Annotated in this window: 9 protein-coding genes; 2 read left to right on the top strand and 7 right to left on the bottom strand. The window is 43.5% G+C overall.

Going from position 1 to position 18,803, the window contains the following annotated elements; genetic code table 11:
• Positions 1 to 465: 465 nt before the first annotated feature.
• From FXZ76_RS01415 to rpoB, 5 genes are all read right to left on the bottom strand, one after another.
• Positions 466 to 1,635 carry a peptidylprolyl isomerase gene (locus FXZ76_RS01415; RefSeq protein ID WP_079535352.1) on the bottom strand — a complete coding sequence of 390 codons (1,170 nt, stop codon included), beginning with the start codon at positions 1,633 to 1,635 and terminating at the stop codon, positions 466 to 468.
• A gap of 133 nt (positions 1,636 to 1,768) precedes the next feature.
• Entirely contained in the window at positions 1,769 to 3,580 is a 1,812-nt protein-coding gene (gene typA, locus FXZ76_RS01410) for a translational GTPase TypA (protein ID WP_079535351.1), read from the bottom strand.
• A 7-nt stretch (positions 3,581 to 3,587) separates the two neighbouring features.
• Positions 3,588 to 4,916 carry a phosphoglucosamine mutase gene (glmM, locus tag FXZ76_RS01405; protein ID WP_079535350.1) on the bottom strand — a complete coding sequence of 443 codons (1,329 nt, stop codon included), beginning with the start codon at positions 4,914 to 4,916 and terminating at the stop codon, positions 3,588 to 3,590.
• Positions 4,916 to 9,352 (bottom strand): DNA-directed RNA polymerase subunit beta', encoded by a 4,437-nt coding sequence (locus FXZ76_RS01400; RefSeq protein WP_079535349.1) that lies wholly within the window; start codon positions 9,350 to 9,352, stop codon positions 4,916 to 4,918. The genes glmM and FXZ76_RS01400 overlap by 1 nt, the downstream gene beginning before the upstream one ends.
• Complete coding sequence (rpoB, locus tag FXZ76_RS01395) at positions 9,352 to 12,951, bottom strand: DNA-directed RNA polymerase subunit beta (protein WP_079535348.1); 3,600 nt, start codon at positions 12,949 to 12,951, stop codon at positions 9,352 to 9,354. Before rpoB ends, FXZ76_RS01400 begins: the two co-directional genes overlap by 1 nt.
• A gap of 167 nt (positions 12,952 to 13,118) precedes the next feature.
• Here rpoB and FXZ76_RS01390 point away from each other — a divergent pair, with 167 nt between their 5' ends.
• Both FXZ76_RS01390 and FXZ76_RS01385 read left to right on the top strand, forming a co-directional pair.
• Positions 13,119 to 13,997, top strand: coding sequence for a DNA-3-methyladenine glycosylase 2 (locus FXZ76_RS01390; RefSeq protein ID WP_079535347.1), 879 nt, complete (start codon positions 13,119 to 13,121; stop codon positions 13,995 to 13,997).
• Positions 13,998 to 14,068: 71 nt separating this feature from the next.
• Positions 14,069 to 15,901, top strand: a complete 1,833-nt coding sequence (locus FXZ76_RS01385; protein ID WP_197682081.1) for an elongator complex protein 3 — start codon at positions 14,069 to 14,071, stop codon at positions 15,899 to 15,901.
• Positions 15,902 to 16,174: 273 nt separating this feature from the next.
• On the opposite strand, the gene FXZ76_RS01380 is transcribed toward FXZ76_RS01385, so the two are convergent.
• The gene (locus tag FXZ76_RS01380) at positions 16,175 to 17,485 is read right to left on the bottom strand and encodes a glycosyltransferase family 2 protein (protein ID WP_231961718.1); all 1,311 of its coding nucleotides are present in this window, start codon (positions 17,483 to 17,485) and stop codon (positions 16,175 to 16,177) included.
• 9 nt (positions 17,486 to 17,494) lie between these two features.
• Entirely contained in the window at positions 17,495 to 18,790 is a 1,296-nt protein-coding gene (locus FXZ76_RS01375) for a threonine/serine exporter family protein (RefSeq protein ID WP_079535346.1), read from the bottom strand.
• Positions 18,791 to 18,803 lie beyond the last annotated feature (13 nt).

Here is an 18,803-nt window from a genome sequence, read left to right as displayed (position 1 = left end):
CAGACTTCATTTGCAAATTTAAATTTCATGTCAGACTTAAATTTTTAGGCATCAATAGAAAGTCAGACTTCATTTGTAAATTTAAAATTAATGTCAGACTTGAATTTAAAAACACATTCATAACATGCCTACAAATATAAAAAGTCATTCAGTAGCAGGCAATTCTGATTTGTCAGATAAATTAACAGAACATGCCAGACTCGCATCGCAAGTGCTTTCAAATCATGTCAGACTTCATTCGTAAATTTAAATTTCATGTCAGACTTGAAATTAAAAATTCAATAGCATTCTCACTTGATTAAAGGCATGACTTATTACGCGAATGAATTCTTCCTTTAAAATTCTAAATTGTGAATCGCCAATAAACACAAAAAGCCCGGAACTACCCGAGCTTTCGTCTATGCCTCACGACCTTGTTCGAGGCAGGAGATGTGGCAGTCATAGCGGCTGCCACATTCATCTAATTTATCCCTGGCTGTTTGAACCCGAGCTTTGCGAATTGGAGTCGCTCGATTGCCCGGAAGAATTGTCAGAAGAAGTGTCGCCTGACTGATCGCTCGAACTGTCTGCAGATGAATCACTGTTCGAAGAACTTGAGTTGCTAGATGATTCATATTTACTCATATCAACGTTATATGAAGCATTGCTTGGCATTTCTTTTCGCTCTATGGTAGCGCTATCCTTCTTTTGTTGTACCCAGTCGTTATAGGCTGTTGTCGCTTTTGACTCTTGGTCAGACTTGCGAACCTCTTCCACTAAATCGCTTGGGAAATTGTCTAGAGAACTTGTGTCAGAAGGCATGTTAAACACTTCTGTGCATTTAATAATGTGAATTCCATAGTCGCTTTTAACAAGACCACTCACTTCACCTTCTGAAAGACCGTCGAGTGCAGTTTGATATGCATCAACAAATTTTGACTCTTTGTCCCAGCCAACATTTCCACCGTCGGAGGCTGATCCAGAGTCCGTCGAATATTCCTTAGCTGCCTCAGCAAAATCAAGCTCTCCGGAATTAATCTTATCTAAGACTTCTTGTGCCTTCTGCTCGTCATCTACAGAAAAGAGAATGTGAGAGGACTTTTTTCCGCCATCAATCTTATCGGCTTTTGTTTGAACATCTTTTAGCAGCGTTTCATCATCAATGGTCTGCTCGTTTGAAAGTTTCTCTGTCAACTTTTTTTTCTGAATAGCGAGTTTCAACTGTTCACGATAATCGTTTTCGCTTTCAAATCCAGCAGTAGTCAGAGCCTCTTTCCAGGCGTTATCATCTTTATAGTTTGCTTTGATTTTATTCACCTGGTCGTTTATCTCGTCGTCCGTTGCACCACAACCCTCATCGCCAGCATATTGCCTTACAATTTCTTGCTCAATCAAGTTGTCAAGAATTTTGTCGCGATAGCTACTGGGTGTCAGACTCAACTGTGCGAGCCATTTTCCCCATTTGTCGTCGTCAGTCATGCCATAGTTATTTCGCACATTTTCAATAGTCTTAGTAATTTTTGACTCTTTAATTTCTGTGCCATTCACCTTAGCTGCATAAGGGTCGCTTGAACAACCGGTCAAAAAAATGGTTGACATCAAAAAAGCAGTGACAACAAAAACTATGCCGCACTTCTTCACAATCTTTAAAGTCATAAAAATCTTCCTACTCTCTGCTAACAAAAAATGTTTTGTTCTAACAAAACACTTTTTACTAATGGTCCAGCAAAAAATTATAACAACGAAAATCGCCCTCCTTGAAACAGAGGGCGAGAGTCATACATTTGAATTATTTCTTTGCAGCTTTCTTCCTGTCAGTTGCCGACAAAAGACGTTTACGCAGGCGAATCGATTTCGGTGTCACCTCAACGAGTTCGTCATCTTCGATGTATTCGAGCGCTTCCTCTAAAGTAAAAGTCACTTTTGGAGTGAGCGAGATTGCCTTGTCAGCACCACTTGAACGCTGATTGCCGAGCTGCTTTGCCTTAGCAACGTTAACGACCATGTCGCTTTCTTTTGCACTCTCCCCAACAATCATGCCTTCATAGCAATCTTCGCCGGGCCCCACAAATAGGCGTCCGCGCTCTTGCAATGTGTCAAGAGCATAGGCAACGCTTTTTTCAGTTGCCATGGCAATCATTGAACCGCGTGCACGTCCACCAAGGTCACCGCGCCAAGCTCCATAGTCATAAAAATGATGGAACATCACGGCCTCTCCACGAGTAGCATTCAAAACTTTCGTTCTCAAGCCCATGGTTCCGCGAGAAGGAATGTGAAAAACGATGTGGGTTTGCTCACCGCGAGATACCATATCAGTCATCTCACCGCCAGCAGTTCCAAACACCTCAATTACTTTCCCAGCATAATCGCTTGGAACATCAACTGTTGCTTCTTCGATAGGCTCAAGTTTATTGCCGTTTTCATCTTCTTTCAAAATTACGCGAGGACGTCCGACTTGAAATTCAAACCCTTCACGACGCATTGTCTCCATCAAAACGGAAAGATGCAAAACTCCACGGCCTGCAACTTCCATGCCGCTTTTGTCAGGAAGCTCTGTGATTTGCATAGAAATGTTTGATTCTGCTTCTTTTAGGAGACGTTCTTTAAGCTGGCGAGCACCAACAATGTCGCCTTCGCGTCCAACAAGAGGACTTGTCGAAGCTTCGAAAACAATCGCCATAGTAGGTTGCTCAACCTTGATCGGGTCAAATGTACGAGGAGTTTCACGACTTGTAACAACATCACCAATGTCAGCATCGTCAACACCCACAACTGCAATGATGTCACCTGCTCCAGCCTCTTTTTGCTCTTTTTTACCAAGCTGTTCAAAAGTAAAGAGCTGCTTGATGATCGTGTTATAGCGCGCTCCGTCGTTTTTGATAACGAGAACATTTTCATTCTTGTGAAGCGTGCCAGAAGAAAGTCTTCCGACGCCAATTCTGCCAACAAAACTTGAGTGGTCAACTGTGCAAATTTGCATTGCAACAGGGCCATCGGTGTCAACATCAGGTGCAGGAATCTCTTCCAAAATTTTGTCGAGCAGCGGAAGCATGTTTCTGCTTTCGTCACTCATGTCAAGTTTTGCAATTCCTTGCATGGCGCTTGTATAAACTACTGGAAAATCAAGTTGCTCGTCGCTTGCGTTGAGCTCACACATGAGATCGAACACCTCATCAACAACTTCTTCCGGACGAGAACCAGGTCTGTCAATTTTGTTTACAACAAGCATAATCCGCAGACCCATTTCAAGGGCGTGCTGCAAAACGAAGCGTGTTTGAGGCATTGGTCCCTCGAAAGCATCGACAATCAAAAGAGCACCGTCTGCCATATTCAAAACGCGCTCGACCTCACCGCCAAAATCGGCATGTCCTGGCGTGTCAATGATGTTAATTTTCACGCCTTTGTGAGTAATCGAAACATTTTTAGAAAGAATGGTGATGCCACGCTCGCGCTCTTGATCGTTTGAGTCGAGAACTCTGTCTTCAACTTCCTGATTCTCTCTAAAAACGCCGCTTGCTTGCAAAAGACAATCAACAAGCGTAGTTTTACCATGGTCAACGTGCGCAATAATTGCGACGTTTCTAATTTTCTCTTGTAGCATTATTTTCCTAACTTAATTTATTCGCAATTGCATTTGCCCAGCGTTCAGCAACTACTTGGTCGTTAGCCTCGACCATAACGCGAACGACTGGTTCAGTTCCAGACGGACGAAGAAGAACTCTGCCGTTGTCTCCCATGTCCTCTTCAGCTTCACGAACAAGCGCCAATGCCTGTTCGCTAGACATTGCTGCTTCTTTATCATCAACATGAACATTGATGAGAACTTGTGGGAAACGATTGAAATGAGCAATTGCTTCAGATGGAGTTTTTCCCGAACGTTTTACAGCGCACAAAAACTGAACAGCGGTCATGAGGCCGTCCCCTGTGGTGTTGTGATCAATCAGAATAACATGGCCCGATTGCTCGCCACCAATGGCATAGTCTTTATCAAGCATTTCCTCTAAAACATAGCGATCGCCAACTTTGGTTTGAACCAATGAAATTCCGTCTTCGGCCAACGCCTGTTTTAGACCAAGATTCGACATTACAGTGCCAACGACAACATCGCCGCGAAGCAAGTTTCTTGCTTTTAGGTCTTTGGCAATAACGGAAAGCATCACATCGCCATCGATTTCATGTCCGTCAGCAGACACCATCATGACACGATCGGCGTCACCATCATGTGCAATTCCAATGTCGGCGCCTGTTTCTTTTACAAGATTGAACAGAGGCTCAAGATGTGTCGAACCGCATTTTACGTTTATGTCTTTGCCACTATAGTCGGTGTTGATTGCAACAACATCAGCACCTAGCTCGCGAAGAGTTTCAGGAGTTGTTCTAAAGCTTGCACCGTGTCCAGAATCTACTGCAATCTTCATTCCAGAAAAATCAACTTTCTGTGATTTAACTGAATCAGTCACAAAATCAATGTAATCAGAAACAGCTGTGTCAAGGCTTGAAACAATTCCTGTTTCGTCACCCTCAGTCAACTCTTTAGTTGTCTCTAGTCCACCAGCCTTAATAAAAGCATCGATTTCATCTTCAACAGCATCAGGCAACTTATAGCCCTTGCCATCAAACATCTTTAGACCGTTGTACTCTGGAGGATTGTGTGAAGCAGAAATCATAACTCCTGCATCCATGTTGTGCTTTCTCACCAGCATCGCAACAGCTGGAGTTGGAATTACACCACATAAAAAAGCATGACCGCCGGCGCTCATTACGCCGGCAGCCAATACTGCTTCTAACATTTGTCCAGAAATGCGAGTGTCTCTTGCGATTAACACTCTGGTTCCCTGAAACTTGACAGCTGCCTGTCCCAATCGATAGGCAATCTCATTCGTGAGTTCGCTGTTAACTTTCCCGCGAATTCCGTCTGTTCCAAAAAGTCTAGCCATTAGTTGTCCTCATTGTCCAGGATGTCATCGGAATCTTCGTCCGTGACAGAAAAACCAAGGTCTTTCATTGCATTAAGAACTGCATCAAGTTCACTTTCACTGCGAGCGAATTTTGAACCAACTTCATCATCATTCTCATCAACATCTGACTTCGTTGTGTCAAACATGGATACATCGCTAGAGAATTGGCTTGATCCATCAGGGTTGAACACCATGTCCATGAGTTTTGACATGTCTTCACTGGCTTCTGTTGCTTTCGAATCTTCGATTACATAAAGCAAACCGTGTGATTTAAGTCCCTCTCGAAGCTCGTCAATTGCCTTCTCGCCAATGCCTGAAATTTGTTTCAGCTCATTTTCATCTTTGCCGACCAAGTCTTGGACTGTCTCGATGCCTGCCTCGCTGAATTTGTTTGCCCAGCGTTGTGAAACACCAAGGTCATCATAAATAAACAGGCGAGCATCGTCTTCTGACAAAGAATGACCGTGGCGTGCAAGCTCGAGCATTCCCATGTAATTTTTGTAATTGCCATTTCCAACAAAAGCACCATCGGCACCAATTTGCCATTGCTCAGGTTCAGGAATGAGTTCTTCAATTTTCTGAAGTCCTTCAGGAGCATAGGTCGGAAGTTCTTCTGAAACATTAACATCGTGATCGATTGGCACTCCGTGATAGGTGAGTCCAAGGTCGTGGTATCTCTTGATGCCAGTACCAGCAGGAATTGGCTTACCAATAATCACGTTTTCCTTCAAGCTGTTGAGATGGTCCGTTGACCCTTCAATTGCAGCATCGGTCAAAACTTTAGTAGTCTCTTGGAACGAAGCAGCCGCAAGCCATGAATCAGTTGCCAAGGAAGCCTTAGTAATGCCGAGCAAAAGTGGCTGACCAATTGGAGGCTCTTTGCCCTCGTCAATGAGTTTGTTGGCGGTCGTGCGGAAAGTGAAGCGATCAACCTGTGAACCTGGGAGGAAATCAGAGTCGCCACTGTCAAGAACAACAACGCGCTTGAGCATTTGACGAGCAATAACCTCGATGTGCTTGTCGTTGATGTCTACACCTTGTGAGACGTAAACATCTTGGACCTGTGACACGATGTAGCGCAATGTGGTTGCAGCGTCAGTCAGTCTTAGCAACTCATGAGGATTAATGGAACCCTTTGTGAGCTGATCACCAACTTTTACCTCGCATCCATCGCTGATGTTTGGCATTAGCTGCGCTCTTGCTGAAAGTTCATATTCCCTGATGTTGCCTTCTTGGTCATGAATAGTGAGCAACATGTGGTCATCAGTAGTTGTGACATTAAGAGTGCCTGAGATTTCAGCAAGTTCTGCCTTGCCTTTAGGATTTCTGGCCTCAAACAGCTCTTGTACACGAGGAAGACCATGTGTAATGTCTGCACCAGCAACGCCACCAGTGTGGAACGTTCTCATTGTGAGCTGTGTGCCTGGCTCGCCAATGGACTGAGCGGCAATAATGCCAACGGCAGTTCCAATGTTAACTGGAAGTCCAGTTGCAAGGTCAAGGCCATAGCACTTCTGGCAAACACCATGTTCTGCATGGCAAGTCATGATAGTACGAATGTTGATTTCCTCAACGCCGGCCTTAGCAAGAGCTTTGAGCTGATCAAGGCTTGTAATATATTCATCTTTTGCAAGAACTACGCTTCCGTCAGACCCAACTGCATCTTTATTGAGACAACGACCAACGAGATTGTCATCGATGTCACCCTTTGCGTTATGAACTGGATAATCCATTCCTTCATCACAACCGCAGTCGAGTTCACGAATGATAACGTCTTGAGCAACGTCAACCAGACGACGAGTCAAGTGGCCTGAGTCAGCAGTGCGCAATGCAGTGTCTGCAAGACCTTTTCTAGCTCCGTGTGTTGAAATAAAGTATTCCAAAACGCTCAAGCCTTCGCGGAAGTTTGCTTTGATTGGATGGTCAATAATGTTGCCTTTAGGGTCAGACATAAGACCACGCATACCTGCAAGCTGACGAATCTGTTTGATGTTACCACGAGCTCCAGAGAAAGCCATCATATAAATTGGGTTGAAGCGATCGAAGTTATCGGCCATAGCCTCGCCCACAGCTTCGTTAGCCTCATTCCAAATGTCAACAACTTCCTGGTGGCGGCTCTCGTTTGTGAGCAAGCCAATTTCATATTCTTCCTGAATTTCTTCGACCTTCTTGTCTGCTTCAGCAAGAATCTGTTTCTTTGAAGGCGGAATGGAAGCATCATAAACAGAAACAGTAACGCCTGCACGTGTTGCATAGTGGAAGCCTGCGTCTTTTAGTCCATCATAAATTGCTGGCAAGTCGCCAAGAGGATATTTCTCAGCAAGGTCAGCAACAAGACGGCTAATCTCTGACTTATTCATCTCATAGTTGAGATATGGATAGTCTTTAGGAAGAACATCATTAAAGATAATTCTACCGACAGATGTCTCGATGTGATCACCAGCTTTGTGCTCTTCAAACTCGTTGAAAGCAGTAGCAACGAGACCGTCACGCTTGAGGCGAACATCAATCTTTGCTTGGAGGTCAAGACCTGCACGAGCTTCATAGGTTGCGGTAGCATCAGCAAAATCGATGAAATGACGACCTTCACCCTCAAATCCTTCACGCACGGCAGTCAGATAATAAAGACCGATGATCATGTCTTGAGTAGGAACTGTCAAAGGACGACCATGAGCAGGAGATTTGATGTTGTTAGTTGAAAGCATCAAAACGCGAGCTTCAGCCTGTGCCTCATTTGACAGAGGAACATGCACAGCCATTTGGTCGCCGTCAAAGTCAGCGTTAAATGCAGTACAAACCAATGGATGAAGTTTAATAGCCTTACCGTCAACCAACACTGGCTCAAAAGCCTGAATGCCAAGGCGGTGAAGCGTAGGAGCACGGTTCAAAAGAACTGGGTGGTCCTTAATTACTTCTGCCAACACGTCCCAAACCTCAGGAGATCCTTCTTCAATCATCTGCTTTGCGGTGTTGATGTTTCTGTCTTTATCAGCTCCAAGCTCAATTAGGCGTTTCAAAACGAATGGCTTGAAAAGTTCGAGTGCCATTTGAGATGGCAAGCCACACTGATGAAGCTTGAGTTCAGGTCCAACAACGATTACTGAACGACCAGAGTAGTCAACACGTTTTCCGAGCAAGTTTTGACGGAAACGCCCTTGCTTGCCTTTCAAAATGTCGCTCAGTGATTTGAGTGGGCGGTGACCCGGTCCCTCAATTGCACGGCCTCGGCGGCCATTATCGAACAGCGAGTCAACAGCTTCCTGCAGCATGCGCATCTCGTTGTTGAGCATGATTTCAGGAGCATTCAAATCAAGAAGCTTCTTCAAACGATTATTTCTGTTAATCACACGACGATACAAATCGTTGAGATCAGAAGTAGCAAAACGGCCACCATCGAGTTGCACCATAGGGCGAAGATCTGGTGGAATGACAGGAATCGCTTCCATAATCATGTTTGCAGGATTGTTTCCAGAGTTAATGAATGCCTCAACGACCTTCAATCTCTTCAAAGCCTTAGTTCGCTTTTGACCTTTGCTGTTAGAGATAAGCTCTTTGAGTTCTTCAGCAGTTTGCTCAAGATCCATCTCTTCAATGAGCTCACGAACAGAAGCAGCACCCATTCCACCCTGGAAGTAGTCGCTGTAATATTTTCTCATTTCGCGGAAAAGCTCTTCATCATCAACGAGCTGACGCTCTTTTAAGCGAAGGAACTCATTTAGAGCATCCTCGCGAAGCGCTTTTCTTTCGTTAAATTCTTCGTGAAGTTCAGCAATTTCTGCTTCAACTTCTTCAGGACTCAATGCCTCGTCGTCTTCGTCAACAATTTCACCCTCTGATGGATGATATTTTTCACCCATTGCGCGTGTAGCAGCAATCAAGCGATCGCGCTCTGCGTCGATTTGTTCGAGGTCTGCAAACATCTCCTCGCGAAGTTCATCAGCGTCTTCATCACGAGCTTCATAATCAACCTTCGTAACAAGGTAAGAAGCAAAATAAAGAACTTTCTCGAGATCCTTTGGAGGAATATCAAGCAAGTAACCGAGACGTGAGGGACTGCCTTTGAAGTACCAAATGTGTGAAACAGGAGCCGCAAGCTCAATGTGGCCCATTCTTTCACGACGGACTTTAGAACGTGTTACTTCAACGCCGCAACGTTCGCAAACGATTCCGCGAAATCGAATTCTTTTATATTTACCGCAAGCGCATTCCCAGTCGCGAGTAGGTCCAAAAATCTTTTCACAAAAAAGACCATCTTTTTCAGGCTTTTGCGTGCGGTAGTTAATTGTTTCTGGCTTTTTGACCTCGCCACGGGACCAGCTTCTGATTTCTTCAGCAGAAGCAAGATGGACCTGAATAGAGTCGAAATTTCTGACGTCGAACTCAGCTACATGATTGTGATTATGAGTGTGAGCCATTATTTGTCCTCCTTTCCGTCCTCGTTGTCGTCTTCGTCGAATAACAAGTTATCGTCGTCTCCTAAATCAAGACCTGTATTTAAATCGAGTTCACCCAAAAGGTCACCAAGATCTGACTCAATGTCATCAAGGGCATCGATTGTCTCTTCTTGAGCAGTCATCTCAAGCTCGTCTTTGTTTGCATAAACACTAGGCTTGTTGTCACTTGGGTCAGCGTCATCACGCATTTCCATAACCGTGCCATTACCTTTGAGTTCAACAGAAAGTCCGAGTGACTTCATCTCTTTGACCAAAACCTTGAATGATTCTGGAACTTCTGGAGCAGGAATATTGTTGCCAGAAACAATTGCTTCATATGCACGAGTTCTGCCTGAAACGTCGTCTGACTTAATTGTTAGCATTTCCTGCAACACATTTGAAGCACCATATGCATAGAGCGCCCAAACTTCCATCTCACCAAATCTCTGACCGCCGAATTGAGCTTTGCCACCGAGAGGCTGTTGTGTAATCAAGCTGTATGGGCCGTTCGAGCGGGCGTGAATCTTGTCGTCGACCATGTGTCCGAGTTTCAAGATGTAGGTTGCACCAACCGTAATTGGCTCACGGAATTTCTCTCCAGTGCGACCATCATATAGCCACATTTTTCCTTCGCGTGAAAGTTGTGGAACATAGGCTTCGTCAAAGTGTTCGCCATATTCCTTCTTGCGCTCGAGCATGAGGTTTCTGTTAGCTTTTTCAATTGCATCAGAAATCTCTTCCTCAGTAGCACCATCAAACACAGGAGTAGAAACAAACTGCTGGCCTTCAATTGGCTCAGTTTGGTTTTCATCGTCGGTCCAGCCCCATTTAGCAGCCCAACCAAGGTGATTTTCGAGCAGCTGTCCAACATTCATACGTGAAGGAACGCCCAGAGGATTGAGCATTACATCGATTGGTGTGCCATCCGCCATGTATGGCATGTCTTCGATAGGAAGGACTCTAGAAATAACACCCTTGTTACCGTGACGGCCTGAAAGTTTGTCGCCAGGTTGAATCTTTCTCTTTTGCGCGATGAACACACGAATCATGTCTTTAACTTGCGGCTTCAAATCATCGCCAGCATCTGCGCGGAAGTGCAAAATGCCAATGACACGACCGCCTGCTCCATGAGGAACACGAAGGGAAGTGTCGCGAACGTCGCGAGCCTTCTCGCCAAAGATTGCGCGAAGAAGTCGCTCTTCGGCAGTGACGTCGCTCTCACCTTTTGGTGTGACCTTGCCAACAAGAATGTCGCCAGGCTTTACTTCGGTGCCAATCATTACAACACCCTCTTCGTCGAGGTGCGCAACAGCACTTGGTGAAACATTTGGAATCTCACGAGTGATTTCTTCGTCACCAAGCTTTGTTTCGTGGCACTCAACTTCGTGTTGGGCAATTGATATAGAAGTCAAAAGGTCTTCAGTAACAACACGCTCCGATAAAATGATAGCGTCCTCGTAGTTGTAACCTTCCCAAGGCATGTAGGCAACCATGAGGTTTTGCCCAAGGGCAAGCTCGCCGTGATCACAAGATGGACCATCAGCAAGAACATCACCCGCGCAAACCTTGTCGCCAACTCGCACTAGTGGATGGTGATTAATGCATCCGCTTTGATTAGAACGCTTAAATTTAGGAACGAGGTATTCGTCATATTCGCCGCTATTGTTCTTGATAATGATTGTTTCACCATCAACATAGTCAACAACACCATCGTTAGCGGCAACCATAATTTCACCGGAGTCAACAGCAATGCGATGCTCCATGCCAGTTCCAACAAGAGGAGCTTCTGGGTGAAGCAGAGGCACAGCCTGGCGCTGCATGTTTGAACCCATCAAAGCACGGTTTGCGTCGTCATGCTCCAAGAAAGGAATGAGGGCAGTTGCAACAGATGTCATCTGTCGAGGTGAGACGTCCATGTATGTGACTTCAGAAGGATCAACTTCTGCAGGCTCGCCAAACTCACCTTCTGCATTTCTTGTGCGGCACAAAACGCGAGTTGATGGAACAAAATTGCCATTTTCATCACGCTTGCCAAATTCACGAGTCTCTGGGTCAAAATGCTCATTTGCCTGAGCAATTGTGAAGTTTTCTTCTTGATCAGCTGTCAAATAGTCAATTTCGTCAGTCACTTTGCCGTCAACAACACGACGATATGGAGTCTCGATAAATCCATAGTCATTTACACGTCCAAATGTAGCAAGTGAACCAATCAAACCAATGTTTGGACCTTCAGGTGTTTCAATAGGACACATTCTTCCATAGTGTGAGTTGTGAACGTCACGAACATCGATGCCAGCGCGCTCACGAGACAAACCGCCAGGTCCCAATGCGGAAAGACGACGCTTGTTAGTGATGCCTGAAGCAGGGTTCGTTTGGTCCATGAACTGTGAAAGAGGTGAGGAGCCAAAGAATTCTTTAAGTTGAGCATTAATTGGACGTGAGTTGACAAGAATGGTTGGCGTAATGTCGTTAGGGTCAAGCGTTCCCATCCTGTCACGAACTTGACGCGCCATTCTTGAAAGTCCTGTGCGGAAAGTGTTAGATATAAGTTCGCCACAAGTGCGGATTCTTCTGTTACCGAAGTGGTCGATGTCATCGTAGGTGTAGCCATCCTCTTCAAGACCAAGAGCGATGATGTATTTGAGTGTGCAAACGATGTCGTCGGCAGTCAAAGTTGAAATGTAGTCGCCTTCGCCAAGCTCAATGTCGCAAGCTGGATTTTCACCGCCATGAAGCTTTTTGTTCATCTTGTAGCGGCCAACTTTTGCCAAACCATAACGATTTGCGCGGAAGTAAAGATTCTCAAGCATTGAGCGAGCAGATTCAATAGTTGGTGGCTCGCCTGGGCGGAAGCGCTTATACAGCTCAATCAACGCCTCTTCCTGATTAACGGTCCCATCACGATCAAGAGTGTTCAAAACAAACTTGTTGTTACCAAGAAGTTTGATAATCTCATCATTAGTTTCTGCCAAACCAAGGGCACGAACAACTAAAGTTGCAGGCTGTTTGCGCTTGCGGTCGATGCGCACGTTTAGTGCATCTCGCTTGTCGGTTTCAAACTCAAGCCAAGCGCCATGACTTGGAATCATCTTTGCGCTGATGATTTCGGTGTCTGTTGTGCGATCAAGCTCTTTTGAGAAATAAACGCCAGGGCTTCTAACAAGCTGAGACACAACAACACGCTCAGTGCCGTTGATGATAAAAGTTCCACGAGGAGTCATCATTGGGAAATCTCCCATGTAGCACTCTTGCTCAGTCACCTCGCCTGTTTCACGATTGATGAAACGAACATCAACTGTGAGAGCTGCTTGATAGTTGGCATCTTTGTCTTTGCATTCATCAATTCCCATTTTTGGCTCTTCAAAATGATGAGCTCCAAACTCAAGAACCATGTCTTTTTTAGGGCTCTCGATAGGGGTTAAATCATGAAATGCTTCTTGGATTCCCTCAGTTTTGAACTTTTCAAAACTTTCTGTCTGGACGCCAATTAAGTTAGGCATATCCATGACGTCAGGAATCTTCGCAAACGAACGACGCTCGCGATAAATGTTCTCTGAACTGGTCTTTTTCTTTGTTGCCACGAAGAAATTCCTTTCACGTGATTATCTTACTTTCCGCAAAAACGCGTAATTATTTATAATACACACAAAATGTAGTGTTTTCAATAATTTTTTTTACAGATGAAAAATAAGTGTTGTATTTTTCAAAGAATCCCGAGCGTAGACCACTTGCGCAATATAATTGAAGAATGACTACAGCAATAAAAATTACAGACGATTTCGACATCGAAAAGATTGCAAAATCGGGACAATGCTTCCGTATGAAAAAAATCAATCATTTCTCGAAAAGCGAAGATGAATACAGGGCAGATTCAAAATGCGAAAATCCTATCTTTTGCAATATAGCCTCAGAACACTACATAGAAATTCAAAAATCAAACAACACAAAAAACGAATGGTTAGTTAGCTGCACCAAAAAAGAATTCGACGACTTTTGGAAAAACTATTTTGACTTGGGGCGTAGCTACAGAAATATTCGCAAAAATGCAACTGGGCAAAACGGCTTTGTCGACATGACTCTTGACTATGGAAAAGGACTTCGAATTTTAAAACAGGACCCGTGGGAAATGATAGTGACCTTCATTATTTCTCAAAGAAGAAGCATGCCAGCAATCGCGACTGCCGTTGACAAGATTTGCACATTATGTGGAGAAGAACTTCAAACGCAAAATGAGTGCACCATCAAACACTCTTTTCCAACACCAGAGGCATTACTAAATCTAACTGAATCTGATATTCGGAATTGTGGTGTAGGCTATCGGGCTCCCTACATACTCGACGCAGCAAAAAAAGTTTCAAGCGGAGAACTTGATCTTGAACTTTGCAAAAAACTAGACGACGACGAATTGTTTAGCAAACTTTGCACAATAAAAGGAGTGGGGACAAAAGTTGCAAACTGCATCATGCTTTTTGGGTTCTCACGCACAAAACGTGCTCCTGTAGACGTGTGGATTCAGCGCGTTATCGACCAAGATTTTAAAGGGATAAATCCATTTTCAGAAATGGGAGAAAATGCTGGGATAATACAGCAATACTTTTTCTTTTACAAAACACAAAACAAAAAATAGCATTTTAAGTTGCATAGTGAGCGATAGCCTGAAAAAAACAATCACAAGAAAGAAAACATAAAGAAGAAAATTTGGAAACAAACGAATTAAACGATGCTGTAATAGAAATCATCAAAACGATGAAATCGAATGAAGAAGTCATTGACGATAAATGGCTTGCAAAATTCGTGCGCTCAAAAAATCGCGAACAGCATGACTCGAAACGAATTATTGCAAAAAGACGTCTCATGCCTGAATATTTGCGACTAAAGCGTGAAGAACCTGCTGTTTTAGACAAACTCAAAGTAGACGCAGAACTGAACAGTAAAATCACCGCTCTGTTGCAAGCAAAACCGAGACGCACAGCCTCTGGAGTGGCAACTATAACAGTTCTCACTAAACCTTGGCCTTGCAGCGGAAATTGCGTTTTTTGCCCAAACGACATCCGAATGCCAAAAAGCTACATTCACAACGAACCAGCATGCCAACGAGCGGAACGCTGGGGTTTTGATCCTTACGACCAGGTCACATCAAGGCTCACAGCACTCTATGACATGGGGCACAACATTGACAAAATTGAGCTCATTGTGCTTGGAGGAACATTTTCTGACTACAAGCGCGATTATCAAATCTACTATATAAAAGAACTGTTTCGCGCATGCAATGACTTTCAGAAAAAAATCAAAGAAAAAAAAGAAGCAAGCAAAGTTACAACTTCAGTTGAGGTTGACTCAACAAGCAAAACAAGTAACTTAAATTCGAGAGTTACCAAAGAAGACAGACTTGCACTTTTAGAAGGTCTTCAGATTAAATTAAATAAGGGAGAGCTTAGCTATAACGATGCATGGCGCGAGGCGTATGCTCACCAAGAAGAAGAATTATCGAGCTGGCAAACTGCCACGTTTAAAGAACTCAATAAAGAGCAGAATGAAAATGAAACCAGCGGCTCTCGAGTTGTTGGACTCGTTGTTGAAACTCGCCCCGATTCTCCCTCAATCGATGACTTAGTTTTCTTAAGACAACTTGGCTGCACTAAAATTCAAATAGGAATCCAAACTCTTGACCCTGAAATCCTCAAAAGAAATTGCCGTGCGATTTCACCAGAAGTAATAGGCAAAACGATGGAGAATTTAAGGCTTTTGGGATTCAAGTCTCATGTGCACATAATGGCAAATTTGATGGGCAGCACGCCTGACGTCGATAAAAAGGTCTACCACATGTTAATGACAGACCCTTCCTTTCAGCCAGATGAAGTAAAAATTTATCCATGTTGTCTGGTGGAAAGTGCTCATCTCACAAAGCATTTCGAGACAGGGGAATGGAAACCCTATTCCGAAGAAGAACTATTAGACATTGTTGTTTCAAACATTGCCGACACACCTGCCCACACAAGAATATCTCGAATGATAAGAGACATTTCAACAACTGACATTATTGCAGGCAACAAAAAGCCAAACTTGCGTCAGCTTGTTGAAGAAAAACTGAGAGAAAAAGGCAATTCAAGTGCCGTCCAAGAAATGCGCTTCCGCGAAATTGCAACTGATGAAATTAAAGAAGAAGACCTGCGACTCGAAGATGTGGTTTACGAAACAAGCAACACTACAGAACACTTCTTACAATGGGTCACAAGCGAAAACAGACTTGCTGGTTTCTTGAGACTTTCTTTGCCAAAAGCTGGGACAAGAAAAGAGAACACGGCTATGATTCGCGAGGTGCACATTTACGGCAAAGTTGCAAGAATTCATCACAAAGTTAAAGGCGCCCAACATCTCGGACTCGGAACAAAACTCATAGCTTATGCGACAGAAATAGCAACTGAAAACGACCGGACGATAATAAACGTAATTAGCGCAGTTGGCACTCGAGAATATTACCGCTCACTAGGCTTTCAAGACGGGGATCTCTACCAGTTCAAAAAGTTGTGAAAAGCTAGTTTGCAATCTTAGGAAACTATTAACGTTTTTAAAAATGTTTATTATCTGAAAGCAAAATTTTCTAAGAAACGCGCAATTAATCTAAAAATATCTGCTTTAAAGAAGCTAAACTTCAGTGCAACAACTAATTCAGGCATAGAAAAAACAGACTTTTTTACTATTAAAAATTTTTGTTATCTTTTATGTGAGAGCGAAGCTCACTCGTAGTTGTTAAATCCCAATTTACACATCACGCAATGATTAACGTGATTGGTTCTCAGGTTTTTAACTTCCTTGCTTTTCAGAAAATTCCTCCACATCAACTGTGACAGTGTGCGCGATAGGCTTCCATGCCACCTTCTTAAACAGTGCAACAATTGCAATTGGAACATATGTCAGCTGAAAGAATGGGAAGGTAAAGCAAGTTAAGATTTTTTTCTTGGTTGTGGTGTGAATGTTGTTCCATTCAACAAATGTTGTCAAAACGCCATACAAAAACATGAACAGCAAATAATTTATTAAACAGAATGCAGCAGATGAAAGCGCGCTAACTACTGCTGTCCCAAAAGAGTAAATGCCAAGAAAACCCATGATAACAATTGCTAGATTTAATGTGAGAACAATAACAGTGAGCAACATTCCAGGTGCAACAGTCATGAGCATATCCCAGCAAGCGAAGTGATAGCCACGCTCGTTTTTCACAAAACCCCTGCACAATCCACCAGCATATTTCAGCAGAACCTGATAAAAGCCCTTTGCCCAACGACAACGTTGATCCCATGAAGCTTTAAAAGTTGTTGGCTGCTCATCATAAAGAACTGCGCGAGGATTATAGGAAATGCGTCGTTGCTCACACGCTGACGACGCTGAAAACTGAATGTCTTCTGTTAGCAAATGCCACTTCCAACCACCTGCTTCGATCAAAACTTTAGAAGCAATAAAAAAACCAGTTCCAGAAATTGCAGCGCCAGTGTTTAATGTCAATCTTGCTTGGTTTAGGAATTTTGCTTCTTTTAAAAACCAAAGCGCATATCCCGAAGAGATCCAGTTGGTGTCAAAGTTCTTTGAATTTCGATAACTGGTTGAGGCGAGTGCGCCGTTATCAAACGTTGCATTCATTTCCTTGAAGTAATTCTTGTCTAAAACGTTATCGGCATCAAAGACGAAAAAAGCTTCGTGTGCATCGGGTCCAAATTCTTTCCAAATGTGTTGCAAGGCAAAGTCAAGAGCAAAGCCTTTTCCAACCATGTCAGGTCTGTTTCTGACGATTACATGTGCGCCGTGTTGTTTTGCAATTTCTGCAGTGTCGTCGGTGCAATTGTCAGCAATTACGAAAACATCGATGAGGCTAGTGTCATATGTTTGCTGTTTTATTGAATCGATGATGTTACCGATTACTGCATGCTCATTTCTCGCAGGAATTAAAGCTGCATATCTATGATTGGCCTTTGCGACAACCTTTGGCGGTTTGTGAGTGAGAACAACAAAAACATAGAACAGCTGATAGGCATAGCAAATAACAAACAGCAGCAAAACACAAAGATTGAAAATGTCAACAAAAGTTAAAGACGATAACCAGTTAGAAATGAACTCCACCAATTCCTCCTAATGAATAATGTCAGCAATTCGCTGATTAATGTGAAAATTTTCCCAAGTTCTAGAAATTGTCCAAACAATGCAGATTGCAGTAGCAATTCCAAGTGAAGTCAAAGCGGCAGTCGAACCGATTTGACCTGCTAGTTCATAATTTCCCTGGACCAAAAATGTAACCGTTGAAAATAGCAATCTGCCAGGGATTAAAGGCATTATTGCAACAACAAAGAAAACAGATGTTGGAACTCTCATTCTTCTCGCAAAAATTTCTGCATAAACAGCAGCAACAAATGAAGCCGCAAGAACTGGCAAAAATTCATTTGGCGGGTTTATGTTCTCCACAAAAACATACACGGGAAATGATATTAATGCCCCAACAAAACCATAAATCATGAGTCTCCTGCGTGAATAGTAATAGAGCAGAAGTCCTAATGTGGCTGGGATGATTGCAATGTATTTCACGCGCCATGGCGCGATTGAAATGTTGGTGTGAACAGTGAGCCCCAAAAGCATTAGCGCAATAGTGAAGCCAAACACCATCGCGACAGTCCACAAAAAGCTCTCTGCAAAACGAAGAAGGCCCGCAAGGGTGTCTCCAGAGAGCATGTCTCTAATAGAGTTAGTGATGGCTAATCCAGGAATAATCACCATAATCACACCACTAATCATGGTGTCAACTGTGAGACTTGGGAAAACTTTTGTCATTATCCCAATTAAGACACCCATAATAAATGATGCGATGAAGTTAAAGCCAATCAAGTTCGGAGTTTTCTTAGACAGCTTTTCAACAAGAAAACACAGAACTAACGAAAAAAGCGAGCTCACGATTATCTCAGGAATTGTTCCTCCAAAAAATGCAGAATAGCCTGCAACAACCAGAAAAGCTCCAACATAAATCCAGCTTGTTGTGCGAGCTTCGCCATCTATCTCTCTAAACCTCGCCTGCAACTCATCAGGCGGTAGAGGCATGTGGTGAACTGAGCGACAAAGTTTGTTTAAACACTCAAGTTTGTAAAAGTTAATTTCAGTTGGACCAACTCTTCGAGTTTGAGTATATTCTCGCCCATCAGAAATAGTCATTGTGACAATTATGCTTTCGGTAATAACAAAAACATTCATGTGCTTTGCGCCATAGGCAATGCCCAAACGTTCAATCAAGCGTTCCACATGATTAACGTCGGCGCCTGCTCGCATTAAAGATTCGCCAATGTTTAGAATACAGGGCAGAATTTTGCGAGAGATTTCTTCTCCTGACCAAATGCGCTGCACCCTTGGCACAAACTGAGTATGTTCATTTTCTTGGTTCATCACCTGAGAAAAA

This window comes from Phoenicibacter congonensis (assembly GCF_902386915.1).
Taxonomy (GTDB): domain Bacteria; phylum Actinomycetota; class Coriobacteriia; order Coriobacteriales; family Eggerthellaceae; genus Phoenicibacter; species Phoenicibacter congonensis.
Note: the sequence above shows the minus strand (reverse complement) of the source record. Positions and strands in the feature narration are given on the sequence as shown.

Excerpts from the sequence above, each read along its gene's own strand:
- glmM (WP_079535350.1), bottom strand. The coding sequence starts at position 4,916 with ATGGCTAGACTTTTTGGAACAGACGGAATTCGCGGGAAAGTTAACAGC.
- FXZ76_RS01415 (WP_079535352.1), bottom strand. The coding sequence starts at position 1,635 with ATGACTTTAAAGATTGTGAAGAAGTGCGGCATAGTTTTTGTTGTCACT.
- FXZ76_RS01400 (WP_079535349.1), bottom strand. The coding sequence starts at position 9,352 with ATGGCTCACACTCATAATCACAATCATGTAGCTGAGTTCGACGTCAGA.
- typA (WP_079535351.1), bottom strand. The coding sequence starts at position 3,580 with ATGCTACAAGAGAAAATTAGAAACGTCGCAATTATTGCGCACGTTGAC.
- FXZ76_RS01390 (WP_079535347.1), top strand. The coding sequence starts at position 13,119 with ATGACTACAGCAATAAAAATTACAGACGATTTCGACATCGAAAAGATT.
- FXZ76_RS01375 (WP_079535346.1), bottom strand. The coding sequence starts at position 18,790 with ATGAACCAAGAAAATGAACATACTCAGTTTGTGCCAAGGGTGCAGCGC.